This is a genomic window from Halomonas nitroreducens (genome assembly GCF_003966155.1).
GTDB classification, from domain to species: Bacteria; Pseudomonadota; Gammaproteobacteria; order Pseudomonadales; family Halomonadaceae; genus Halomonas; species Halomonas nitroreducens.
Genome location: NZ_RXNS01000021.1, coordinates 54,057 through 73,079, shown reverse-complemented (window position 1 = coordinate 73,079; position 19,023 = coordinate 54,057). Strand labels below are relative to the sequence as shown.

Genomic DNA, 19,023 nt, shown 5'->3' with positions numbered 1-19,023 from the left:
GATCTCCGACGCGGTGGCCGCGCTGACCCGGAAATACGGCGGCCTGCTGTGGGGCGAGCACGGCAAGGGGGTGCGCTCCGAGTACGCCCCGGCCTTCTTCGGCCCGCTCTACCCCAGCCTGCGCCGCCTCAAGGCCGCCTTCGACCCGCACAACCAGTTGAACCCCGGCAAGATCGCCACGCCGCTCTCTACCCCGCCCGACGATGCGGGTGGGGCCCAGGCTCCCACTGCCGAGCCGGAAGCGCCCGCCAGTGACGAGCAGGCCGTAAAATGGGTCGACCCGGGCCTGCTGGCCATCGATGGCGTGCCGACCCGCGGCCAGCACGACCGGCAGATCGACGAGCGGGTCTGGCAGGCCCATGGCGACGCCGTCTACTGCAACGGCAACGGCGCCTGCTACAACTACGATCCCGATGACGCCATGTGCCCGTCCTGGAAGGCCACCCGCGAGCGCATCCACTCGCCCAAGGGCCGTGCCAGCCTGATGCGCGAGTGGCTGCGCCTGCAGGGCCATGCCGGCGTCGACGTGGTCGAGGCGGCGCGGCAGCAGCGCGCCCAGGGCGCCTGGGGCGCCGTCCGGGCCTTCCCCGGGAAGCTCAGGAACACCCTGGCCCGGCGCCGCGGTGAGGCCGACTTTTCCCACCAGGTCTACGACGCCATGGCCGGCTGCCTGGCCTGCAAGTCCTGCGCCGGCCAGTGCCCGGTGAAGGTCAACGTGCCGACCTTTCGCTCGCAGTTCCTCGAGGTCTACCACGGCCGCTACCTGCGCCCGCTGCGCGACTACCTGATCGGCGGGCTGGAGTTCCTGGTGCCCTACCTCGCGCCCGTGGCGCCGTTCTACAACGCCGCCCTGGACACTCGCTGGGTGGAGCGCCTGCTGGCCGGCCCCATCGGCATGGTCGACAGCCCCCGGCTGTCCCGGGCGAGCCTCAAGAAACAGCTTGCCGCCTGGGGCGTCGCCGAGGCCACCCCGACGACGCTCGGCCGGCTGACCGCGGCCCAGAAGGCCAAGAGCGTGGTACTGGTGCAGGATGCCTTCACCAGCTATTTCGAGGCCACGCTGGTGATGGACGTCGTCGAGCTGCTCGAGCGCCTCGACGTGCGGGTGTTCGTGGCGCCCTTCGCGCCCAACGGCAAGCCGCTGCACGTCCAGGGCTTTCTCGGCGCCTTCGAACGCACCGCGGCCCGGCAGGCCGAGCGGCTCAGGACGCTGGCCGGTTTCGGCGTGCCGCTGGTGGGCCTCGACCCGGCGATGACCCTGACCTATCGCCAGGAGTACGTGAAGGCGCTGGGCGAGGAGGCCGTGCCCGAGGTGCGGCTGCTGCCCGAATGGCTGAGTGAGCGGCTGGTCGAGGAGACCTCATCGCTGGTGCCCGAAGGCGTCAGCCTCGACGACCCCGGCTATCGGCTGCTGGCCCACTGCACCGAGACGACCAACGCCTCGGGCACGCCCCGGGCCTGGCAGCGGGTGTTCGCCGCCTTCGGCCTGGAGCTCGAGGTGCTGGCCACCGGCTGCTGCGGGATGTCGGGCACCTACGGCCACGAGGCGCGCAACCGCGAGACCTCGGCGACCATCTACGCCCAGTCCTGGCAGCCGCGGGTGGAGGACCCGGCCAACGCCGGCCGCCTGCTGGCCAGCGGCTACTCCTGCCGCAGCCAGGCCAAGCGGCTCTCGGATAGCGCCCTGCCGCACCCGCTGCAGGGCCTGCTGGAGGTGCTCCGGCGGGCCGGCAAGGCCCCCCTTCAGTGACTCACCCCTTATCGCTCCAACAAAACCCACGAGGTAAGTGACATGACCACTCCCTATGTCTCCTGCGACGAGATCCGCGATCGCTTCTCCAAGGCCATGTCGGCCATGTACCAGGCCGAGGTGCCCCAGTACGAGACCCTGCTCGAGCTGGTCGAGCGGGTGAACCGCGAGACCCTCGAACGCGACGGCGCCCTGGCCGAGCGGCTCGCGGCCCACGACGAGCTGGCCCGCCTGAACGTGGAGCGCCACGGCGCCATTCGCGTGGGCACCGCGGCTGAGCTCGCCATGCTGCGCCGCCTGTTCGCCGTGATGGGCATGCACCCGGTGGGCTACTACGACCTCTCCGAGGCCGGCGTGCCGGTGCATTCCACGGCGTTTCGTCCCGTCGACGATGCCGCCCTGGCGCGCAACCCCTTTCGCATCTTCACTTCGCTGCTGCGCCTCGAGCTGATCGAGTCCCCCGCGCTGCGCGAGCGCGCCGCGGCGATCCTCGCCGAGCGTGACATCTTCACCCCCGGCGCCCGGGAGCTGATCGCCCGCCATGAGGCCCAGGGCGGGCTCACCGATGAGCAGGCCGAGCGCTTCGTGGCCGAGGCGCTGGAGACCTTCCGCTGGCACCGCGACGCCACCGTGGACCTGGACACCTACGAGGCCCTGCACGCCGAGCACCGGCTGATCGCCGACGTGGTCTGCTTCCGCGGCCCGCACATCAATCATCTGACCCCGCGCACCCTGGACATCGACGAGGTCCAGCGACGCATGCCGGCCGCCGGCATGAACCCCAAGGCGGTCATCGAGGGCCCTCCCCGTCGCGACTGCCCGATCCTGCTGCGCCAGACCAGCTTCAAGGCACTGGAGGAGCCGACCCGCTTCAAGGGCGAGCGCCAGGGCACCCATACCGCCCGTTTCGGCGAGATCGAGCAACGCGGCGTGGCGCTCACCACTGAGGGCCGGGCCCTCTATGACAGCCTGCTCGGCGAGTCACGCCGCAAGGCCGCCGGGCTCGGCAACACCGAGCATCAGCAGCGCCTGGCGAGGGTCTTCGCCGATTTCCCGGACAGCGAGGAGGCGCTTCGCCGCCAGGGGCTGGCCTTCTTCGAGTACCAGCTCACCGAGGCCGGCCGCGCGGCCGGCCGGGTCGCGGAGACCGAGCTGGAGACGCTGATCGGCAAGGGCCTGGTGGTCGCCCGGCCGATCACCTACGAGGACTTCCTGCCGGTCAGCGCGGCGGGTATCTTCCAGTCGAACCTGGGCGGCGGCGAGAACGCGGCCTATGCCGGCAACGCCAACCGCGAAGCCTTCGAGGCCGCCCTGGGCGCAGCCGTCGCCGACGAGCTGGCGCTCTATGCCGAGCGCGAGCGGGCCTCCCGGGAGGCGGTGCTCGAGGCCCTGGCGGCCTGATCCCGCCCCGAGGCCGTCGTCCCGCCAGCGGCCGGTCAGCCCACCGGCCGCGCGCGGCTCGGGTATCATGGGGCCATCGCCTTCGGACAGGGATGCCCCATGCCGCTGCTCGACAGCCTCTCGCCGCTTTCCGCCTCCCTCAACCTGCTGCTGGTCCTGCTCTCGGTGCTGACCTCGGCCTTCACGGCGGCAGTGGGCGCCGGTGGCGGGGTGCTGATGATCATGGCCCTGGCCCAGGTGATGCCGGCGGCGGCGCTGATTCCGGTGCACGGCATGGTGCAGCTGGGCTCCAACGTGGGCCGCATGGCCATGACCTGGCGGCACGTCGACCGCGTCACCCTGCTGGCCTTCCTGCCCGGCGTGGCGATCGGTGCCCTGGTCGCCGCCTGGCTGCTGATCCGGCTGCCGGCGGGAGCGCTGGAGCTGTGCATCGCCGCCTTCGTGCTCTTCACCTGCTGGGGGCCGGGGCTGCCCAGGCGTGCCCTGGGCCGGGCCGGTACCCTGGTCGTCGGCGCAGTGACCACCCTGCTGTCGAGCCTGGTCGGGGCCAGCGGCCCGGTAGTGGCGGCCTTCATCAAGCAGCGCCAGGCAGGGCGGTTGGCCAAGGTGGCGACCTTCTCCGCCTGCATGATGGCCCAGCACCTGACCAAGGCCTTCGTCTTCGGCGTGGCCGGGTTCGTCTTCCATGACTGGCTGGCCCTGATCCTGGCCATGGTCGGCGCCGGCTTCGCCGGCACCTGGCTGGGGCTGCGCCTGCTGCACCGCCTCTCCGAGCATCGCTTCGACCGTCTCTTTCGTGCCGCCCTGACACTGCTGTCGCTGCGCCTGGCCTGGCTGGGGCTGCAGCGCCTGGGGCTGGGATGAACCCGGCCCGCGCCCCTCGTTGACGGGGGCGGCGCACGGCGGACGAGAGGCCTTGCCGAGCTTGGGATATGCTGAGATGCATGACCGGTCCACGCCGGTCCTCCCTCAGGCTGCCATCGGGAACCCGCCATGCTGCGCCGAGCCCTGTCCCTGCAAACGCTGATCGCCCTGTCGATCGTCGGGCTGATGCTGATCCTGGCGGGGGTACTGCTGTGGCATGGCGCCCGGGGAGCCGATCGCGTGCTGGTCAGTGCCGTACGGGATACCGGGCGCCAGCTCGCCCTCACCACCGAGGAACGCTCCCGACGTCTGATCGACCCGGCGCGCGTGGTGGTGCGCCTGCTGGCCCGGGACGACCTGGCCTCCGACGAACTGCTGGCCGATCGCCTGGAGGACCTGCCGCTGCTGGCCGGAGCCCTGGAGACCCATGAGGTGGCCAGCGCCGTCTTCATCGGCTATGCCAACGGCGACTTCCTGCTGCTGCGACCGGTGGACCGCGTGGCCGAGGACCGCCTGCCGCGGCTCGAGGGCATCGCGCGGGCCCACTACCTGGTGCAGGCGGTCGCCCGGGATCCGCGAGGCCAGCGCTACGGAGAGTGGCGGCTCTACGACGAGGCGCTGGAGTTGCTGGGGCGGCGGGCCATGCCGGACTACGACTTCGACCCGCGCACCCGGCCCTGGTACCGGCAGGCCCAGTCCTCCGTCGACGAGCATCTCACCTCGCCCTATGTGTTCTTCACCACCCGCGAGATCGGCGTCACCCTCTCCCGACGCAGTGCCGATGGCCGCGCCGTGGTGGGGCTGGATGCCTCGCTGGCAGACCTCGGCGCCGAGATCGCCTCGCTCAGGCTCACGCCGGGGACGCGGCTGGCCGTGGTCTCGCAGCGCGATCGGGTGCTGGCCCACCCCGAGGTGCAGCGCCTGCTCGTCGATACGCCCGCCGGGCCGCGGCTGGCGCAGCTTCGCGAGCTGGAGGACCCGGTCCTGTCCCGCCTGGATGCGCTCGGCCGCCAGCAGGAGGCGGTGCGCTTCCGTGTCGCGGGGGAGGCCTGGTTCGGCATGCGCTTGCCCTTCCAGGCCATGGGCTCCACCCAGGCCCATCTGCTGCTGGCGGTGCCGGAGCGCGAGATGCTGGCCGGGACGCGCCGCCTGCTCTGGCAGCGCTCCCTGGTGGCCGGCGGTCTGGTGCTGGCCCTGCTGCCCCTGGGGATCTGGGTCGGCCATCGTCTCGGTGAGCCGCTCTACTCCCTGGCCGAGCAGGTCCGAGCCCTGGCCGGCTTCGATTTCGCCGGCTATCGCGGCACCGCCTCGCCGGTACGCGAGGTCCAGCAGCTGAGCCAGGCCCTGGAGGGCATGGCCGGCAGCATCGCGGACTTCCAGCGCATGACCCGCACGCTCAGCAGCGAGCCCCGCCTGGAGACGATGCTCGCCGGCATCCTCGATGACCTGTTGCGGATCACCGACAGTCGCCACGGTGCCATCTACCTGGTAGACGAGGTCGACGCCTCGCGTTTCGCCTGTGTGGCGGAGGCGGGCAGCGGCGGCGATGCCGCTCTGCCCGGGCAGCTGGCGCTGACGGCCGTGACCGATGAGGGCCTGGCGACCCTCAGTGGTCAGCTCGAGGCTCGCGGCTACCTGGTCCAGCCACTGTGCAACCGCAGCGGGCACCGTCTGGGGCTGCTGCTGCTGGCCCTGCGCGGTGAGCCCGAAGCGGAGGACGACCGGCCCTGGCGGCGCTTCGTCGAGGAGCTGTCCGGGGCCGCCGCCGTGGCGATCGAGATGCGCCGCCTGCTGGAGGGCGAGAAACGCCTGCTGGACGCCATCGTCGAGCTGATCGCCGCGGCGACGGATGCCAAGTCCCCGCATACCGGCGGCCACTGTTCCCGGGTGCCGCAGCTCGCCGAGATGCTGCTGCAGGGCGTGGCGCGCGACCGCACCGGGCCCTTCGCCGCCGAGACGGTGGACGAGGAGCGGCGCACCGCCTTTCACCTGGCCGCCTGGCTCCACGACTGCGGCAAGCTGACCACGCCGGACGAGGTCATGGAGAAGGCGACCAAGCTGGAGACCCGCTATAACCGGATCCACGAGATCCGTACCCGCTTCGAGGTACTGTGGCGGGACGCCGAGGTGTTGTACTGGCGGGGACGCGCCGAGGGCGGCGAGACGGAGGTGCTCGCCGAGGCGCGGGACCGGCGCCAGGCCGAACTCCAGGCGGCCTGGCGGCTGGTCGCCGAGGTCAACCTGGGTGGCGAGCGCCTCGACGAGGCGCGCGCCCGGCGGCTGGAGGAGATCGCCGAGTGGCGCTGGTGGCGTCACTTCGACGATCGCCTGGGGGTCTCGGAGGACGAGGCCAAGCGCCTGGCACGGGAGCCCGAGGTCGCCCTGCCGGCGGCGGAGCCGCTGCTGGCCGACCGGCCCCGGCACCTGATCGACTGGGCCGTCAAGCCGCCGCCCGTGGCCCCGGAGGACCCCGACAACCGCTGGGGGTTCGACATGCGTCCCCCCGAGGTGGCCGGGCATCAGGGTGAGCTCTACAACCTGCGGGTGGCGCGCGGCACGCTCAACGACGTGGAACGCTTCCGCATCCAGGAGCATATCGTCCAGACCATCATCATGCTGGATTCGCTGCCCTGGCCAGCCCACCTGCGCCAGGTGCCGGCCATCGCCGGCAACCACCACGAGCGCGTGGATGGACAGGGCTATCCACGCCGCCTGGTGCTGGCCGAGGCGAGCCTGGAGGAGCGCATCATGGCGGTGGCCGATGTGTTCGAGGCGCTGACCGCGGTCGACCGTCCCTACAAGCCCGGCATGACCCTGTCGCAGTCCCTGTCGATCCTGGCGAGCATGGTCCGGGACGGTCACCTGGACCCCGTGGTCTTCCAGCTGCTGCTCGACAGCGGGGTCTGGCGCGACTACGCGACGCGCTTCCTGGCGGCCGAGCAGATCGACCGCGTGGACATCGACGCCCTCAAGGTCCAGGCGGGGCTGGCCCGCCCGGTCTCCTGAAGGGCAAAGCCGTGAATTGGCCAGGAAGTCGACGCCTTTCACCCTGTACAGCCTGGCTGGGTGGGTCATAATGCACTCATGTAGCAAGCCAAATATCAGGGGAACGTCAATGGGGTCCACGAGCTTCCTGCGGTGGCGCCTAGCCACCGTCGTCACGCTGCTGGTCGGCCTGCTGGTCATGGCCGGCGCCGCCCAGGCGGAGAATCCGCGCTATGCCGGCATCGTCATCGATGCCGACACCCACGAGATCCTCTATGCCGAGAATGCCGATGCGCCTCGCTACCCGGCTTCGCTGACCAAGATGATGACCCTCTACCTGCTCTTCGAGGCCCTCGAGGGGCGCAGCCTGAGCCTCGATGATCGCCTGCCCGTGTCGGCCGCGGCGGCGGCCATGCCGGCGACCAAGCTGTACCTCAAGCCCGGCGACAGCATCCCGGTGGAGACCGCCATCGAGTCGCTGGTCGTGCGCTCCGCCAACGACGTGGCCGTGGTGGTCGCCGAGGCGCTGGGCGGCAGCGAGCCCCACTTCGCCCGGATGATGACCGACCGGGCCCGGGAGCTGGGCATGCATGACACCACCTTCCGCAACGCTTCCGGGCTGCCGGATGACCGCCAGGTCACCACGGCCCGGGACATGGCCGTGCTGTCCCGGCGGCTGATGCTCGACTTCCCCCAGTACTACCCCTACTTCTCCCTGCAGCGCTTCAGCTGGCGGGGCAACAGCTATCGTGGCCACAATCGCCTGCTCGCCGACTACCCCGGCACCGACGGCCTCAAGACCGGCTTCATCCGGGCCTCGGGCTTCAACGTGGCGACCTCGGCGGTGCGAGACGGGCGGCGCATGCTGTCGGTGGTGATGGGTGGCTTCACCGCCGCCTCCCGGGACGAGCACATGGCCGACCTGCTGGACCGCGGCTTCGTGCGGGCCTCCCTGGCCGATGGCCACGGCTGGCTGGCCCGCACCGCGATCGCCGGCGAGCGTCTGATGCCCGGCGCCATGGCCCCGGCGGCACCGATGCAGCCCGCCGGCCAGATGCTGGCGAGCCTCGATACCGCCGCCACTCCCGCGAGCCCGGCCGGCGCCCGGCCGGCGCCGGCAACGCCGGCGGTGTCCTCGACGGCCGTCTCCCCCTCCATCGACGAGACGCTGGTCCCGGCCAGGCCCGTCATGGCCGAGCATGTCGCGTCGCCGACGGTACCAGGCGGCGTCGCCTCTGCCTCGGCTGCCGTCGATCCCATCCGTCAGGTGCTCGCCGAGGGCGACGCGGCCGAGGGCGGCTGGGGCGTGCAGATCGGTGCCTTCAGCAATGCCGACCATGCCCGGCGCCTGGCCGGCCGGGCGGCCGATCGCCTGGCCAGCGAGATGGCGGATGCCCGGGTCGCGGTGCCCCGTGTCGACGGTGCGGGCGTCTATCGCGCGCGCCTGGTGGACATGCAGGAGGGCCAGGCCCGCAGTGCCTGTCGCCGCCTGCAGGCCCAGGGCATGGAATGCATGGTGGTCCAGGCCAGTCTCTAGCCCGGAAGGCTTGCTGCCGCCCACGGCTCCCCTTAGGTTGGTAGGGAATCCTCGCCCCGCCGGTTCCGCCGGCGGGGTGGTTTTTTCTTCCTGCCCGGGACCGGGGTGAGCAGACGCAAGGAGGCGGTTTTCATGTCATCGTCGCTGAAGGGCATCCTGTACATGTGTGGTGGGGTGCTGTGCCTGGCGCTGGGCGACGCCCTCACCAAGTGGCTGGGCGAGACCCATTCGCCACTGCAGATCATCTTCTTCCGCACCCTGGTCTCGTTGCCGCTGATCGTGCTGATCGCGCGGTTCAATGGTGGGCTGCAGACCCTGCGCACCCGGCGCCCGGGGGTGCACCTGCTGCGCGGCCTGATCTTCAGCGGCACCATGATCTGCTTCATGTGGGGGCTGACCCTGCTGCCGCTGGCCGAGACCACCGCCATCGCCTTCGCCGCGCCGCTGTTCGTGACCCTGCTGTCGGTGCCGCTGCTCGGCGAGCGAGTCGATCGCTTCACGGTGTTGGCCACCCTGCTGGGCTTCGTCGGGGTGGTGGTGGTGGTGCGGCCGGGCGGCGAGAGCTTCCAGCCCGGGGCCCTGGTGGTGGTCGCGGCGGCGGTGTTCTATGCCCTGACCATGATCACCGCGCGGCGCTACGGCGAACGCGAGCACCTCTGGGCGATGGTCTTCTACACCACCCTGGTGCCGCTGCTCGTCTCGGCCATGACCCTGCCCTGGGTCTGGCAGATGCCGGCCCCCCTGCACTGGCCGGCCTTCCTGACGGCCGGCTGTCTCGGGGTGGGAGCCATGGCCGGTCTCACCCTGGCCTTCCGCTATGCTCCGGCGGCGCTGGCCGCGCCCTTCGACTATACGGCCCTGCTATGGGCGGTGCTGCTGGGCTGGGGGTTCTGGGGCGAGGTGCCGGACCTGTGGGTGTTCGTGGGTGGCTCGCTGATCATCGTCAGCGGCCTGGCCATCGCCTATCACGAGCGCCGCACCTCCCTGAACCGCCGTCCCAGCGCCTAGTCCCCGCCCGTCGTCGTGCGATCGTCTTGCGGTTAAGCCTGCCTTAAGCCGTCGTTGCCAGGGTAAGGGGGTGGCGAGAGCCTCTCGCCCCCCCCCCTTACCTTCCTCAAGGAGGCCGCGCAATGAAGGCGACTGTCGTGAAAGGGCTGATGGCCCTGGGCCTGTCGATGACGGCTACCCTGGCCCTGGCGAGCCCGACCTGCACCGAGGCGCCCCAGGACGCATGGCTGTCCACCGACGAGATGAAGCAGCGCATCGGCGAGATGGGCTACGAGATCAAGGCGTTCAAGACCACCGACGGCCACTGCTACGAGATCTACGGCTGGGATGACCAGCAGCGCCGTGTCGAGATCTACTTCGATCCGGTCGACGGCAGCATCGTCGAGCAGGAGATCGATGACTGAGTCCGGGAGGCGTGCCATGAAGGAATCATTCCGCCGGTCTCGCGTCCGCGTCTGGGACCCGCTGGTGCGCCTGGTGCACTGGTTGCTGGTGGCGGGCTTCGCGGCCAATTTCGCCCTGACCGACGAGGGTGAGGGTTGGCACCAGTGGATCGGCTACGCCATCGTGGTGCTGATCGGCGTGCGCATCCTGTGGGGCTTCATCGGCCCCTGGCCGGCCCGCTGGCGCAGCTTCTGGCCGACGCCGCGGCGCCTGTGGCGCGCCTTCGCCGGCGGGCCGCAGGCGCCGCGCATCACCCATACGCCGCTGGGCGCACTGATGATGCTCACGCTGCTGTCCCTGCTGCTGGGCCTGGGCGTGACCGGGTACCTGATGGAGGAGACCCTGCGCTTCTGGGGCGTGGCCTGGGTCGAGGAGCTCCACGAGGCCATGGCCAATGCCATCGCCCTGCTGGTTCCCCTGCATGTGCTGGGCGCCCTGCTGGAGAGCCGGCAGTGCCGCGACGACCTCATCGCGGGCATGGTGCACGGCTATCGGCGGCTTCCCGACGACCGGTCACCACGCTGAGGCCCTCCGCGATGCGGCGCGGTCATGTCCTCGGCCCGCATCGGGCGGGGGCGGGGCGTCGTCGTGGGAGCCGGGCTCAGCGCCTCGGGAAGGCGCGGGCAGCGGCCTCGGGATCCGGGGTGCCGCAGATGGCGGAGATCACCGCCAGGCCCTCGGCCCCCGCCCGGAACACGTCCCGGGCGTGCTCGGCCTTGAGCCCGCCGATGGCCACCGTCGGCAGGGGGCTCGCCGCCACCAGCTCGGCCAGGCCCGCGAAACCCAGCGGGGCGGCATGGTCGTGCTTGGAGGGGGTCGCGAAGACCGGCCCCAGCCCCAGGTAGTCGAGCCGTGACGCGTCGAGCCGGGCCAGCTGTTCGCGGGTCTGCACCGAGAGACCCAGCAGGGCGTCCGGGCCCAGCGCCGCCCGGGCGTCGGCCACCTCGCCGTCATCCTGGCCAATATGCAGGCCATCGGCGCCGCTGGCCAGGGCCACCTCCAGGCGATCGTTGATCACCAGCGGCACGCCGGTGCCGGCCAGCATCGTCTTGAGCCGGCGCGCCAGGGGCACGAGCTCGGCGTCGCTGGCGTGCTTGTCGCGCAGCTGTACCAGGGTCACGCCCCCGCGCACCGCGGCCATGACGGTCTCGACCAGGCCATGGGCCTCGCACAGCCCCGGGTCGGTGACCAGGTAGAGAGACAGGTCAGCTCGCATCGGTGATCTCCAGGCGCGCGCGCGCGGTCAAGGTAGGGCCGTCCAGGGCATGGAGGGCATCGAGGAAGGCCACGGCGAAGCTGCCGGGACCGGCGGCGGCCTCGCCGGCGACTTGCCCGGCGACGGCGTAGCCGGCCAGGGCCGCCACCGTGGCGGTGAAGGGATCCTCCCCCCCGGCCAGGTAGGCGCCGACCACGCCGGTCAGGGCGCAGCCCAGGGTGGTGACCCGCGGCATCAGGGCATGGCCGCCGGCGATCCGCGCCAGGCGCCGGCCGTCGGTGACCAGGTCGACCTCGCCGGTGACCGCGACCACGGCGCCGCTGCGTCGGGCCAGGGTCACGGCGGCCTGCTCGGCGCTGGCGGTCGCGTCGGTGCTGTCCACGCCGCGGCCCCCGCCGCGCTGATCGGCCAGGGCCAGGATCTCCGAGGCATTGCCGCGGATCGCGGTGGGGCCGAGGGCCAGCAGGCGGGCCCCGGCCTCGCGGCGCAGGGCGGTGGCGCCCACCGCGACGGGATCGAGGACCCAGGGCCTGCCGGCGGTCGTGGCGGCGCGGGCTGCGTCGTCCATGGCATCCACCCAGGACGGGGAGAGGGTGCCGATGTTGAGGGTCAAGGCATTCGCCAGGCCGGCGAACTCGGTCACTTCCTCGCGGGCATGCACCATGGCGGGGGAGGCCCCCAGGGCCAGCAGCACATTGGCCATGGTGTTCATCGCCACATGGTTGGTGATGTTGTGGACCAGCGGCGTGGACGCGCGCACCCGGGCAAGGGGTTCGGCGGGATCGATGGTATGCATAGGGCCTCCCGGGGGAGGGGAGGCGGGCCGGACGAAGGGCCGGCACGACTCCCTCCGCCGGCATTATCCGGGTCAGGTGATAAGGGTGCCTCTCAGCCGGTGCGGCCTGCCGCGCCGGCGCCCCTGTCGTCAGTTGTCACTATCCCCGTTCGGCCGCTGGCTGTAAAGCCATCCCCCCCGGGCGGGGGCTGCCGGGTATCTGTCCATCGCTCAGGAGGCCAGCTGCAGGGCGGCCAGCGTCAACAGGCTGGCCTGGCTGAGGTGCTGGAGACTCAGCGTGCGGCTGGTCGTCTCGGGCTCGCCGGGCTCATGGCGCTCCGGGCACAGCAGGGCGGTCGCCGCGGCGGCCAGACCGATCAGGCCCAGCGGCAGGCCGACCTTGCCCCAGCAGGCGATCAGCCCGCCCGCGGCGAGCAGCAGCACCCCGGCCATCACCAGCCAGCCGGCGCGCTGTCGGGCCGCGCCCGACGCCATCGGCATCGTCTGTGTCATCGGCCTGCTCCTCTTGTGTCGTTGTCGTTGTCGTCATGGCTCACGATGTAACCACGTTAGGGGCGTCAGCTTAAGGTGGGCTTAAACAACGATGACATTTCGATAACAACGGTGACACATCGCGGTCAGCGACGGGGCAAACGGGCAACGACGCGCAAACCGCCGCCGGGTGCCTCGTCCAGCTCCAGGTGGCCACCGTGGCGCTGCACCAGGCGGTCGACGATGGACAGGCCGAGGCCGGCCCCGGCGCCCGGGCCGGCGCGGTGAAAGCGCTCGAGGACCTGGGCGCGCTGGGCCGTGGGGATGCCACTGCCCTGGTCATCGACGGTCAGGTCGAGCAGGTGCGGCGAGGCCGACAGCGAGACCCGCACCCGGGCACCCTGCGGCGAGTGCTGCAGGGCATTGCCGACCAGGTTCTGCAGCAGGGTGGCAATGGCGCCGGGCTCGGCCGTCAGTGTCCAGTCGCTGTGCTCGTCGGCGTCGAGCTGGATGTCCTGGCCGCGATCGGCGGCCAGGGGCATCAGCTCGGCCAGGGCTTCGCGGGTCTCATGGAGCAGGTCGACCCGCTGGCCGGCGGCACCGGCCTCCTGCTCGGGGTCCAGGCGGGCCAGGGTCAGCAACTGGGTGACCAGGCGGGTGGCACGGGCGACCCCGTCACGCAACTGGGTGAGCGCCTCGCGGCGATCGTCCGGGTCCGAGGTGGCCAGGGCGTTCTGGGCATGCAGGTCCAGCACCGCCAGTGGGGTTCGCAGCTCGTGGGCGGCATCGGCGATGAAGCGCTTCTCCCGGGTGCGCAGGTCACGGATCCGCTCGAGCAGACGGTTCAGGGCGCCGGCGATGGTGGCGAGCTCCCGGGGCAGCGGCGAGGCCGGCAGGGGACGCAGGTTGTGGGGATCGCGGCTCCGGATCTGGTCGGCCATGCGCGACAGTGGCCGGAGCCCCCAGCCGATGGCCCACCACAGCAGCAGCCCCAGCACCGGGAGGCCGACCAGGTCCGGCATCAGGGTGCGCAGCGCGATGAGCCGCACCAGCTCGCCGCGCACATCCTCCCGCTCGCCGACCAGGACCCGCAGGCCGTCATCGGACCCGCTCAGGGCATAGACCCGCCAGGCATGGTCGTCCAGCTGCACGTCCTCGTAGCCGTCGCGCAGCGGGGTGAAGGGCTGCGCCGGGGCGCTGGCCGAGCGCAGCAGCAGGGTGTCTCCTCGCCATACCTGGAAGGTCAGCTTGCTCTCGTAGCGATGGCCAGCGATGCGCTTGTCGGCCCGGTCGGCGCGTTGCAGGGCGCTCTCGAGGCTGGCCAGCAGGGCATCGCGGCGATCGTCGGGCAGCGGGGCACGCATCAGGCCCTCGAGGAGCCGGGCGTTCTGGGTCAGGCGGGCGTCGAAGAGTTCCTCGACTTCATGGGCGGCATCCCGGTAGCTGGTGACGCCGATCACCAGCATGCTGAGCCCGAACACCAGCAGTACGATCCCCAGGGTGCGACGACGGATCGACCTCATTCGCCGCCGTCCCGTGGCGGCTTGTCCATCACGTAGCCGATGCCGCGCAGGGTGCGGATCATCTCGGGGGCGAGCTTGCGGCGCAGGTGATGCACGTGGACCTCGATGGCGTTGCTCTCGACATCCTCGTCCCAGCCATAGACCAGCCGGGTCAGGGTGTCACGGGTGAAGACCCGCCCCGGATGGCTGAGGAACTCCTGGAGCAGGGTGAACTCGCGACGCGAGAGCGTCACCGGCTCGCCCCGGAAGCTGACCCGGCGGGTGCCGGGGTCGAGCTCGATATCCCGGAAGCGGATCACGCTGCTGGCGTGGCCCTGGCTGCGCCGCAGCAAGGCGCGCAGCCGCGCCTTGAGCTCGGCGACCTCGAAGGGCTTGGTCAGGTAGTCGTCGGCACCGGAGTCCAGCCCCTGGATACGGTCATCGATGCCGTCCCGGGCGGTCAACACCAGCACCGGCACCCGGTTGCCGGCCCGCCGCAGGCGCTCGAGCACCGCGATGCCGTCCAGCCGGGGCAGGCCCAGGTCGAGGATGACGGCGTCGAAGGGTTCGTCCCCGCGCAGGGTGGCCAGCGCCGTCTGGCCGTCGTCGAGGATGTCGACGGTATAGTGCTCCGGTTTCAGCGCCAGGCGAATACCCGACGCCAGGCTGGGGTCGTCTTCCACCAGCAGTATGCGCATGAGCGTTCCTTGTCAGTGATCGAGCTCGGCGAGCAGATGGCGGATTTCCTCGCGGCGGCCGGCATCGGCGCGCTCGCGCCCCGGGCGGGGGGATGCGTCCAGGGCCTGTCGCAGGACCCGCCGGGCCTGCTCGTCGCGCCCCTGCTCGTGCAGATAGTCGCCCCAGAAGAAGAGACTGTCGAGCCCTCCTGGGTTCACGGCCAGCCCGCGGCGCAGGTAGTGCTCGGCGCGGTCGTCGTCGCCGAAGGACAGCGGCCAGCCCGGCGCCTGGTAATAGAGGGCGCCGAGGCTGGTATAGGCGGCTCCGTCCAGGGCCAGCGGATCCAGCGCCAGAGCGGCCTCCAGCTGGGCCCTGGCCTGCTTGACCAGGCTCAGGGCCCCCAGGCCGCCGCTGGCCCCGGCCTGGGTGGCGCGCACGATGCCGGCCCAGACGTGCAGCTCGGCGGCGTCGGGGTGGGCGGCCAGCGCCTTGTCGGCCGCCTCTGCCAGGCGTGCATAGGCGTCGGCCTGGCGATCGGCCGGCAGGGTGTAGCGGATCTCGGCCCAGCGGCTCTGCAGCCGTTGCACGGCCTCCGCCACTCCGGTCTCCATGGCCAGGGCGGGCAGCGTCACCGGCCAGGCCAGTGCGACGAGCAGCAGCGGGAAGAGGCGGGATCTCATGGCGTGTCTCCTCGCGAGGTGCCGACGAAGCGGCGGATAGTGGGAAGCTGCTGGCGCAGGGCACGGTCGACCAGCCCCGGCAGCAGGGCATTGAGCCGGGCGAACAGGCGCTCCGGGCCACCCAGTCGGGTCTCCTTGCGGCCCCGCTCGATGGCAAGGCGCACCTGCCGGGCGACCCCTTCGGGGGTGTCCATGGTGTTGCCGAGCTCGCGGTTCATGGCCTCCACTGCCGGAGCGTTCATGGCAGTGCGGGTCGCCCGGGGAGCGATGTAGAGCACCTTCAGCGAGGTGTCCGCGACTTCGCGGCGAAGCGCCTGGCTGAAGCCGTGGAGGGCGAACTTGGTGGCGCAATAGGTGGCCTGGCCCGGGTAGCCGATCTGGCCGAAGGCCGAGCCCAGGTTGACCAGGCGACCGTGCTCCGCCGTGCGCAACTGCGGGAGCAGGGCGCGGGTCAGCTGCAGGGTGGCGGTCAGGTTGGTGGCCACCAGCTGGGCGATGGCCGCGTCGTCGCCGTCCTCGAACAACTCGGCCCGGTTCATGCCGGCGGCGTTGATCAGCATGTTGCAGTCCGCTTCCCGGGCCGCGGCAACCAGGCGACGGCGATCCTCGGCAAGGGTCAGGTCGGCGGGCAGGGCCGATACCCGCGACGAGTGGCGGCAGCGCAGGGCCTCCAGGGTCTCGGCATTGCGTCCGCTGATCAGCAGCCAGGCGCCGGCCTCGGCGAGTTCCGCCACCAGCGCCCGGCCGATACCGCCGCTGGCCCCGGTCAGCAGCACGCGCTGGGCGCCCCAGCCGCCCGCCAGGCGGTCGCGTTCAGGCCAGGGCATCGGCGAGCTCCCGGGTGGCATCGCCGCCCCTGCAGCGGGCGGTGACGCCCCGGAACATGGCGCCATACAGGCGGTAGACCATGCGCGCGGTGTCGATCACCGCCGGCAGGTCCGTCTCGTCGAGTCGCTCGATCAGCGCCTCGAAGAAGGCCAGGTGGCCGATATCCAGGCTGCCGTGGGAGCTCAGGTAGCGGACGGCGTCGTCGGGCAGGCCCAGGCGCTCCTGCAGGCTTTCCGCGGCCCGGGTGGCGACCGCCGTGCTGGTGCCCTCCAGGACCTGAACCATGCCGAGGAAGCTCACCGGGTTGCCATGGGCGATGCGGTCCCGCACGAAGGCCACCATCAGGGCCGTGGCCGGGTCGGGGGGCGCCGTCCGGGCCGCCTCGGAGTCGCCGCCGGCAGCACGGATGTCGTCGAGGATCCAGCGCTCGTGGCCATGCTCCTCGTCGATATACTCCACCATGGCGTCGCGCAGCCAGGCCAGGCGGTCCGGCAGGCGGGCGCCGCAGGCCATCATCAGCGGCACCGTGAAGCGTACGTGGTGGTAGGCCTGGCCGAGGAAGGCCAGGTACTCGTCCCGGTCGACCTCGCCGTTGACGGCGCGGGTCAGCAGGGGAGTGGCCAGCAGCCACTCGCGTTCGGCGCGGGTGGCGTCCTGGAGATGTCGGTAGGCGTTCATGAGCTCACTCCTTGGCGGTCGTCGTGACACAGCCAGTCACGGTGGGCGGCCAGGATGGCCGCGCGGCGCAGGCGGCCGTTGGCCGTCAGCTGGTCGTTACGTGTCGTGAAGGGGGGGCAGCGGCGCCACTCGCCCACCCGGGCGTAGTCGGGCAGGCTGGCATTGGCGACGGCGATATCCGCGGCGATCCGGGCGTCCTCGAGCGCCGGGTCGGCGGGCACGATCAGCGCCCGGTTGGTGGACAGGGCCTCGCCGTGGACCAGGGCCTGGGCGACGGTCGGGCGGGAGCAGAGCATGCCCTCGACCCACTGGGGGTCGACGTTGCGCCCATAGGCGGTGATGAAGACCTCCCGTCGGCGCCCCGCGAGCCTCAGGGCATCGCCGTCCCAGCGGCCGAGGTCGCCGGTGGCGTGCCAGGCCGATGCCGGGGCCTCGCCCAGGTAGCCGAGCATGCTGGCGCCATGGACCAGGACCTGGCCATCGGCGTCCAGGCGGACCCTGGCATGGGGCAGCGGGGGGCCCACCCCCCGGGGTGGGTTGCCGGGGCGGTTGAGGCAGACCACCGAGGCGCATTCCGAAAGCCCGTAGCCCTCGACCACCGGCCAGCCGGCGGCCAGGGCCTGCGCGAGCAGGGGGGCGGCGATTCGGGAACCGCCCACGGCGACCAGGCGCAGTCCCGCCGGTGCCCGAGGGGCGGCATCGACCAGGGCCTGGAGCTGCTGGGGCACCAGGATCAGGCTATGGGGCCGATAGGCGACGATCGCCGCCAGGGCCGCCGCGGGGGTGAACCCGCTGGCACCCTGCCAGCCGACGCTCGCCACCGGGGGCAGGCCGATCTCGGCACCCAGCAGCAGCGGCAGGTAGAGGCCGCCGATATTCTCGAGCAGAGTGGCCAGGGGCAGCATGGCCAGGTGGCGGGTGATCGCCAGCGGGCCGACCACCTCGGCCAGGCTGGTCGCCACCTTCAGTGGGGCCGCCGCGTCGAGGCACACCCCCTTGGGGGTTCCACTGGTGCCGGAGGTGAAGGTGATGCGGCTGGTGCCGGGGTGCAGGGGCGGCGGGGCGGTCAGCGGGCGGGTGGCGATATCGGCATCCCCGGCCGGCGCGAATCCCGGGGCGTTGCCGCCGGGGCCGATCCAGGCGTCGAGGCCGGCGGCATCGGCGAGGTGGCGGCGCTGCCCGGCACTGAAGAAGGCCGGTACCGGGACCACCACCCGGTTGCCGGCGAGCAGCGCCAGGTCCCAGAGGGCCCAGTCGAGGCCATTGTCCAGGGCCAATCCCACGCGCCGGGCGCCGGCCGCGTCCAGTCGCCGTCGGCGCCGTGTCACCTCGGCCTCGAGGTCGCCATAGCGCAGCTGCCGATGATCGTCGCGCAGCGCCATGGCCTTCGGCCGGGCCTCGGCATGCCGGGCCAGGTGGGCGAGGAAGGCCTCACGCCAGGCGCTCATGGACGGCCTCCCGGGGAAAGGGCAGCAGGCCGGCTGCCCGCAGGCGATGCCGGGCGAGCTGGAGGTCACCGGCCATCACCCAGGGGCCGCGGTCATAGTAGCGGCCCCAGGCGGCGCGATCGTCGCCGAGGCGCGCCGGGTCAGCCGGCTGCAGCGCCAGCAGGTCGATGCCCAGCCGGCGAATGCCGCTGGCCACCGTCGGCAGCGCGGTGAACACCACCCACTCCAGGCCCTCGCCGGCCAACTGGTCGATCAGGTGCAGGAAGAGACGGCGCTGCAGGCCGTGGCGTCGGCTGGCCAGGTTGCCGATCTCGGCCAGGCCGTCGCGGCCGATGACGCGGCCCAGGTGCTCGCTCAGGCGCCGTTCCGCGGGCACATCCAGGTAGCGCTCCTGGAAGAGGGGGCCCGCGTCGGCCCGCTGCAGGCCCACCGCCGCCTGGGGCAAGGCGGCCTGCCAGAGACCGAACAGCCGTGGCAGGAAGTGGTGGATGCGGGCATCGTGTTCGGCGGCGAAGCACTGGTGGATCAGGCCTTCCAGGCGTCGCCGGTCGGACCAGTGGTGGGCTTCACGCCATTCCAGTGACGATCCCTGGGGGGCGGGGAAAGGACGGTCGCGCATCGGGGCGTCTCCAAGACGGTTCCCCGATACTATGGCGGGAGCAACTTAACGCAGGCTTAAGCGCGCCGCCGGAGCCGGGCCGCTCACTCAGGGGCGGATGTAGGCTCAGCCCGCGTCT

18 protein-coding genes and 1 riboswitch are annotated in these 19,023 nt (G+C 71.8%); of the genes, 8 read left to right on the top strand and 10 right to left on the bottom strand.

The features are described from left to right. The 8 genes from EKG36_RS18255 to EKG36_RS18220 all read left to right on the top strand — a co-directional run. The coding region (locus tag EKG36_RS18255; RefSeq protein WP_281274437.1) for a (Fe-S)-binding protein at window positions 1-1,750 on the top strand (1,750 nt) is incomplete at its 5' end. Window positions 1,751-1,792: 42 nt separating this feature from the next. Next, window positions 1,793-3,151 carry a 2-oxoadipate dioxygenase/decarboxylase HglS gene (hglS, locus tag EKG36_RS18250; protein WP_126486647.1) on the top strand — a complete coding sequence of 453 codons (1,359 nt, stop codon included), beginning with the start codon at window positions 1,793-1,795 and terminating at the stop codon, window positions 3,149-3,151. 99 nt (window positions 3,152-3,250) lie between these two features. Next, window positions 3,251-4,015: a sulfite exporter TauE/SafE family protein gene (locus EKG36_RS18245; protein WP_126486646.1), complete on the top strand. Its 765-nt coding sequence runs from the start codon at window positions 3,251-3,253 to the stop codon at window positions 4,013-4,015. Window positions 4,016-4,144: 129 nt separating this feature from the next. Continuing rightward, the gene (locus tag EKG36_RS18240; protein WP_185827610.1) at window positions 4,145-7,021 is read left to right on the top strand and encodes an HD domain-containing phosphohydrolase; all 2,877 of its coding nucleotides are present in this window, start codon (window positions 4,145-4,147) and stop codon (window positions 7,019-7,021) included. Window positions 7,022-7,130: 109 nt separating this feature from the next. Continuing rightward, window positions 7,131-8,537: a serine hydrolase gene (locus tag EKG36_RS18235; protein WP_246007563.1), complete on the top strand. Its 1,407-nt coding sequence runs from the start codon at window positions 7,131-7,133 to the stop codon at window positions 8,535-8,537. 132 nt (window positions 8,538-8,669) lie between these two features. Continuing rightward, window positions 8,670-9,545 carry a DMT family transporter gene (locus tag EKG36_RS18230; protein WP_126486644.1) on the top strand — a complete coding sequence of 292 codons (876 nt, stop codon included), beginning with the start codon at window positions 8,670-8,672 and terminating at the stop codon, window positions 9,543-9,545. A gap of 122 nt (window positions 9,546-9,667) precedes the next feature. Continuing rightward, window positions 9,668-9,949: a PepSY domain-containing protein gene (locus EKG36_RS18225; RefSeq protein ID WP_126486643.1), complete on the top strand. Its 282-nt coding sequence runs from the start codon at window positions 9,668-9,670 to the stop codon at window positions 9,947-9,949. 16 nt (window positions 9,950-9,965) lie between these two features. Continuing rightward, the gene (locus EKG36_RS18220; protein WP_126486642.1) at window positions 9,966-10,514 is read left to right on the top strand and encodes a cytochrome b/b6 domain-containing protein; all 549 of its coding nucleotides are present in this window, start codon (window positions 9,966-9,968) and stop codon (window positions 10,512-10,514) included. 76 nt (window positions 10,515-10,590) lie between these two features. Here EKG36_RS18220 and thiE read toward each other — a convergent pair whose 3' ends face one another. The 10 genes from thiE to EKG36_RS18170 form a co-directional block, all read right to left on the bottom strand. After that, window positions 10,591-11,205, bottom strand: a complete 615-nt coding sequence (gene thiE / locus EKG36_RS18215) for a thiamine phosphate synthase (protein ID WP_126486641.1) — start codon at window positions 11,203-11,205, stop codon at window positions 10,591-10,593. After that, window positions 11,195-12,001, bottom strand: a complete 807-nt coding sequence (gene thiM, locus EKG36_RS18210) for a hydroxyethylthiazole kinase (protein WP_126486640.1) — start codon at window positions 11,999-12,001, stop codon at window positions 11,195-11,197. Before thiM ends, thiE begins: the two co-directional genes overlap by 11 nt. Window positions 12,002-12,033: 32 nt before the next feature. Beyond that, a riboswitch (TPP riboswitch) is annotated at window positions 12,034-12,136 on the bottom strand. 75 nt (window positions 12,137-12,211) lie between these two features. After that, window positions 12,212-12,493 (bottom strand): hypothetical protein, encoded by a 282-nt coding sequence (locus EKG36_RS18205; protein WP_126486639.1) that lies wholly within the window; start codon window positions 12,491-12,493, stop codon window positions 12,212-12,214. A 125-nt stretch (window positions 12,494-12,618) separates the two neighbouring features. Then, complete coding sequence (locus tag EKG36_RS18200) at window positions 12,619-13,995, bottom strand: ATP-binding protein (protein WP_126486638.1); 1,377 nt, start codon at window positions 13,993-13,995, stop codon at window positions 12,619-12,621. Further along, on the bottom strand, window positions 13,992-14,672 hold the full coding sequence (locus EKG36_RS18195) for a response regulator transcription factor (protein WP_126486637.1): 681 nt from the start codon (window positions 14,670-14,672) through the stop codon (window positions 13,992-13,994). Before EKG36_RS18195 ends, EKG36_RS18200 begins: the two co-directional genes overlap by 4 nt. A 12-nt stretch (window positions 14,673-14,684) precedes the next feature. Then, the gene (locus EKG36_RS18190; RefSeq protein ID WP_126486636.1) at window positions 14,685-15,332 is read right to left on the bottom strand and encodes a tetratricopeptide repeat protein; all 648 of its coding nucleotides are present in this window, start codon (window positions 15,330-15,332) and stop codon (window positions 14,685-14,687) included. After that, complete coding sequence (locus EKG36_RS18185) at window positions 15,329-16,159, bottom strand: SDR family oxidoreductase (protein ID WP_126486635.1); 831 nt, start codon at window positions 16,157-16,159, stop codon at window positions 15,329-15,331. Before EKG36_RS18185 ends, EKG36_RS18190 begins: the two co-directional genes overlap by 4 nt. Then, window positions 16,146-16,838, bottom strand: a complete 693-nt coding sequence (locus EKG36_RS18180; RefSeq protein WP_126486634.1) for an iron-containing redox enzyme family protein — start codon at window positions 16,836-16,838, stop codon at window positions 16,146-16,148. The genes EKG36_RS18185 and EKG36_RS18180 overlap by 14 nt, the downstream gene beginning before the upstream one ends. After that, window positions 16,835-18,286: an AMP-binding protein gene (locus tag EKG36_RS18175; protein ID WP_126486633.1), complete on the bottom strand. Its 1,452-nt coding sequence runs from the start codon at window positions 18,284-18,286 to the stop codon at window positions 16,835-16,837. The genes EKG36_RS18180 and EKG36_RS18175 overlap by 4 nt, the downstream gene beginning before the upstream one ends. Then, complete coding sequence (locus EKG36_RS18170) at window positions 18,270-18,905, bottom strand: thermostable hemolysin (protein ID WP_126486632.1); 636 nt, start codon at window positions 18,903-18,905, stop codon at window positions 18,270-18,272. Before EKG36_RS18170 ends, EKG36_RS18175 begins: the two co-directional genes overlap by 17 nt. Between the last annotated feature and the right edge of the window lie 118 nt (window positions 18,906-19,023).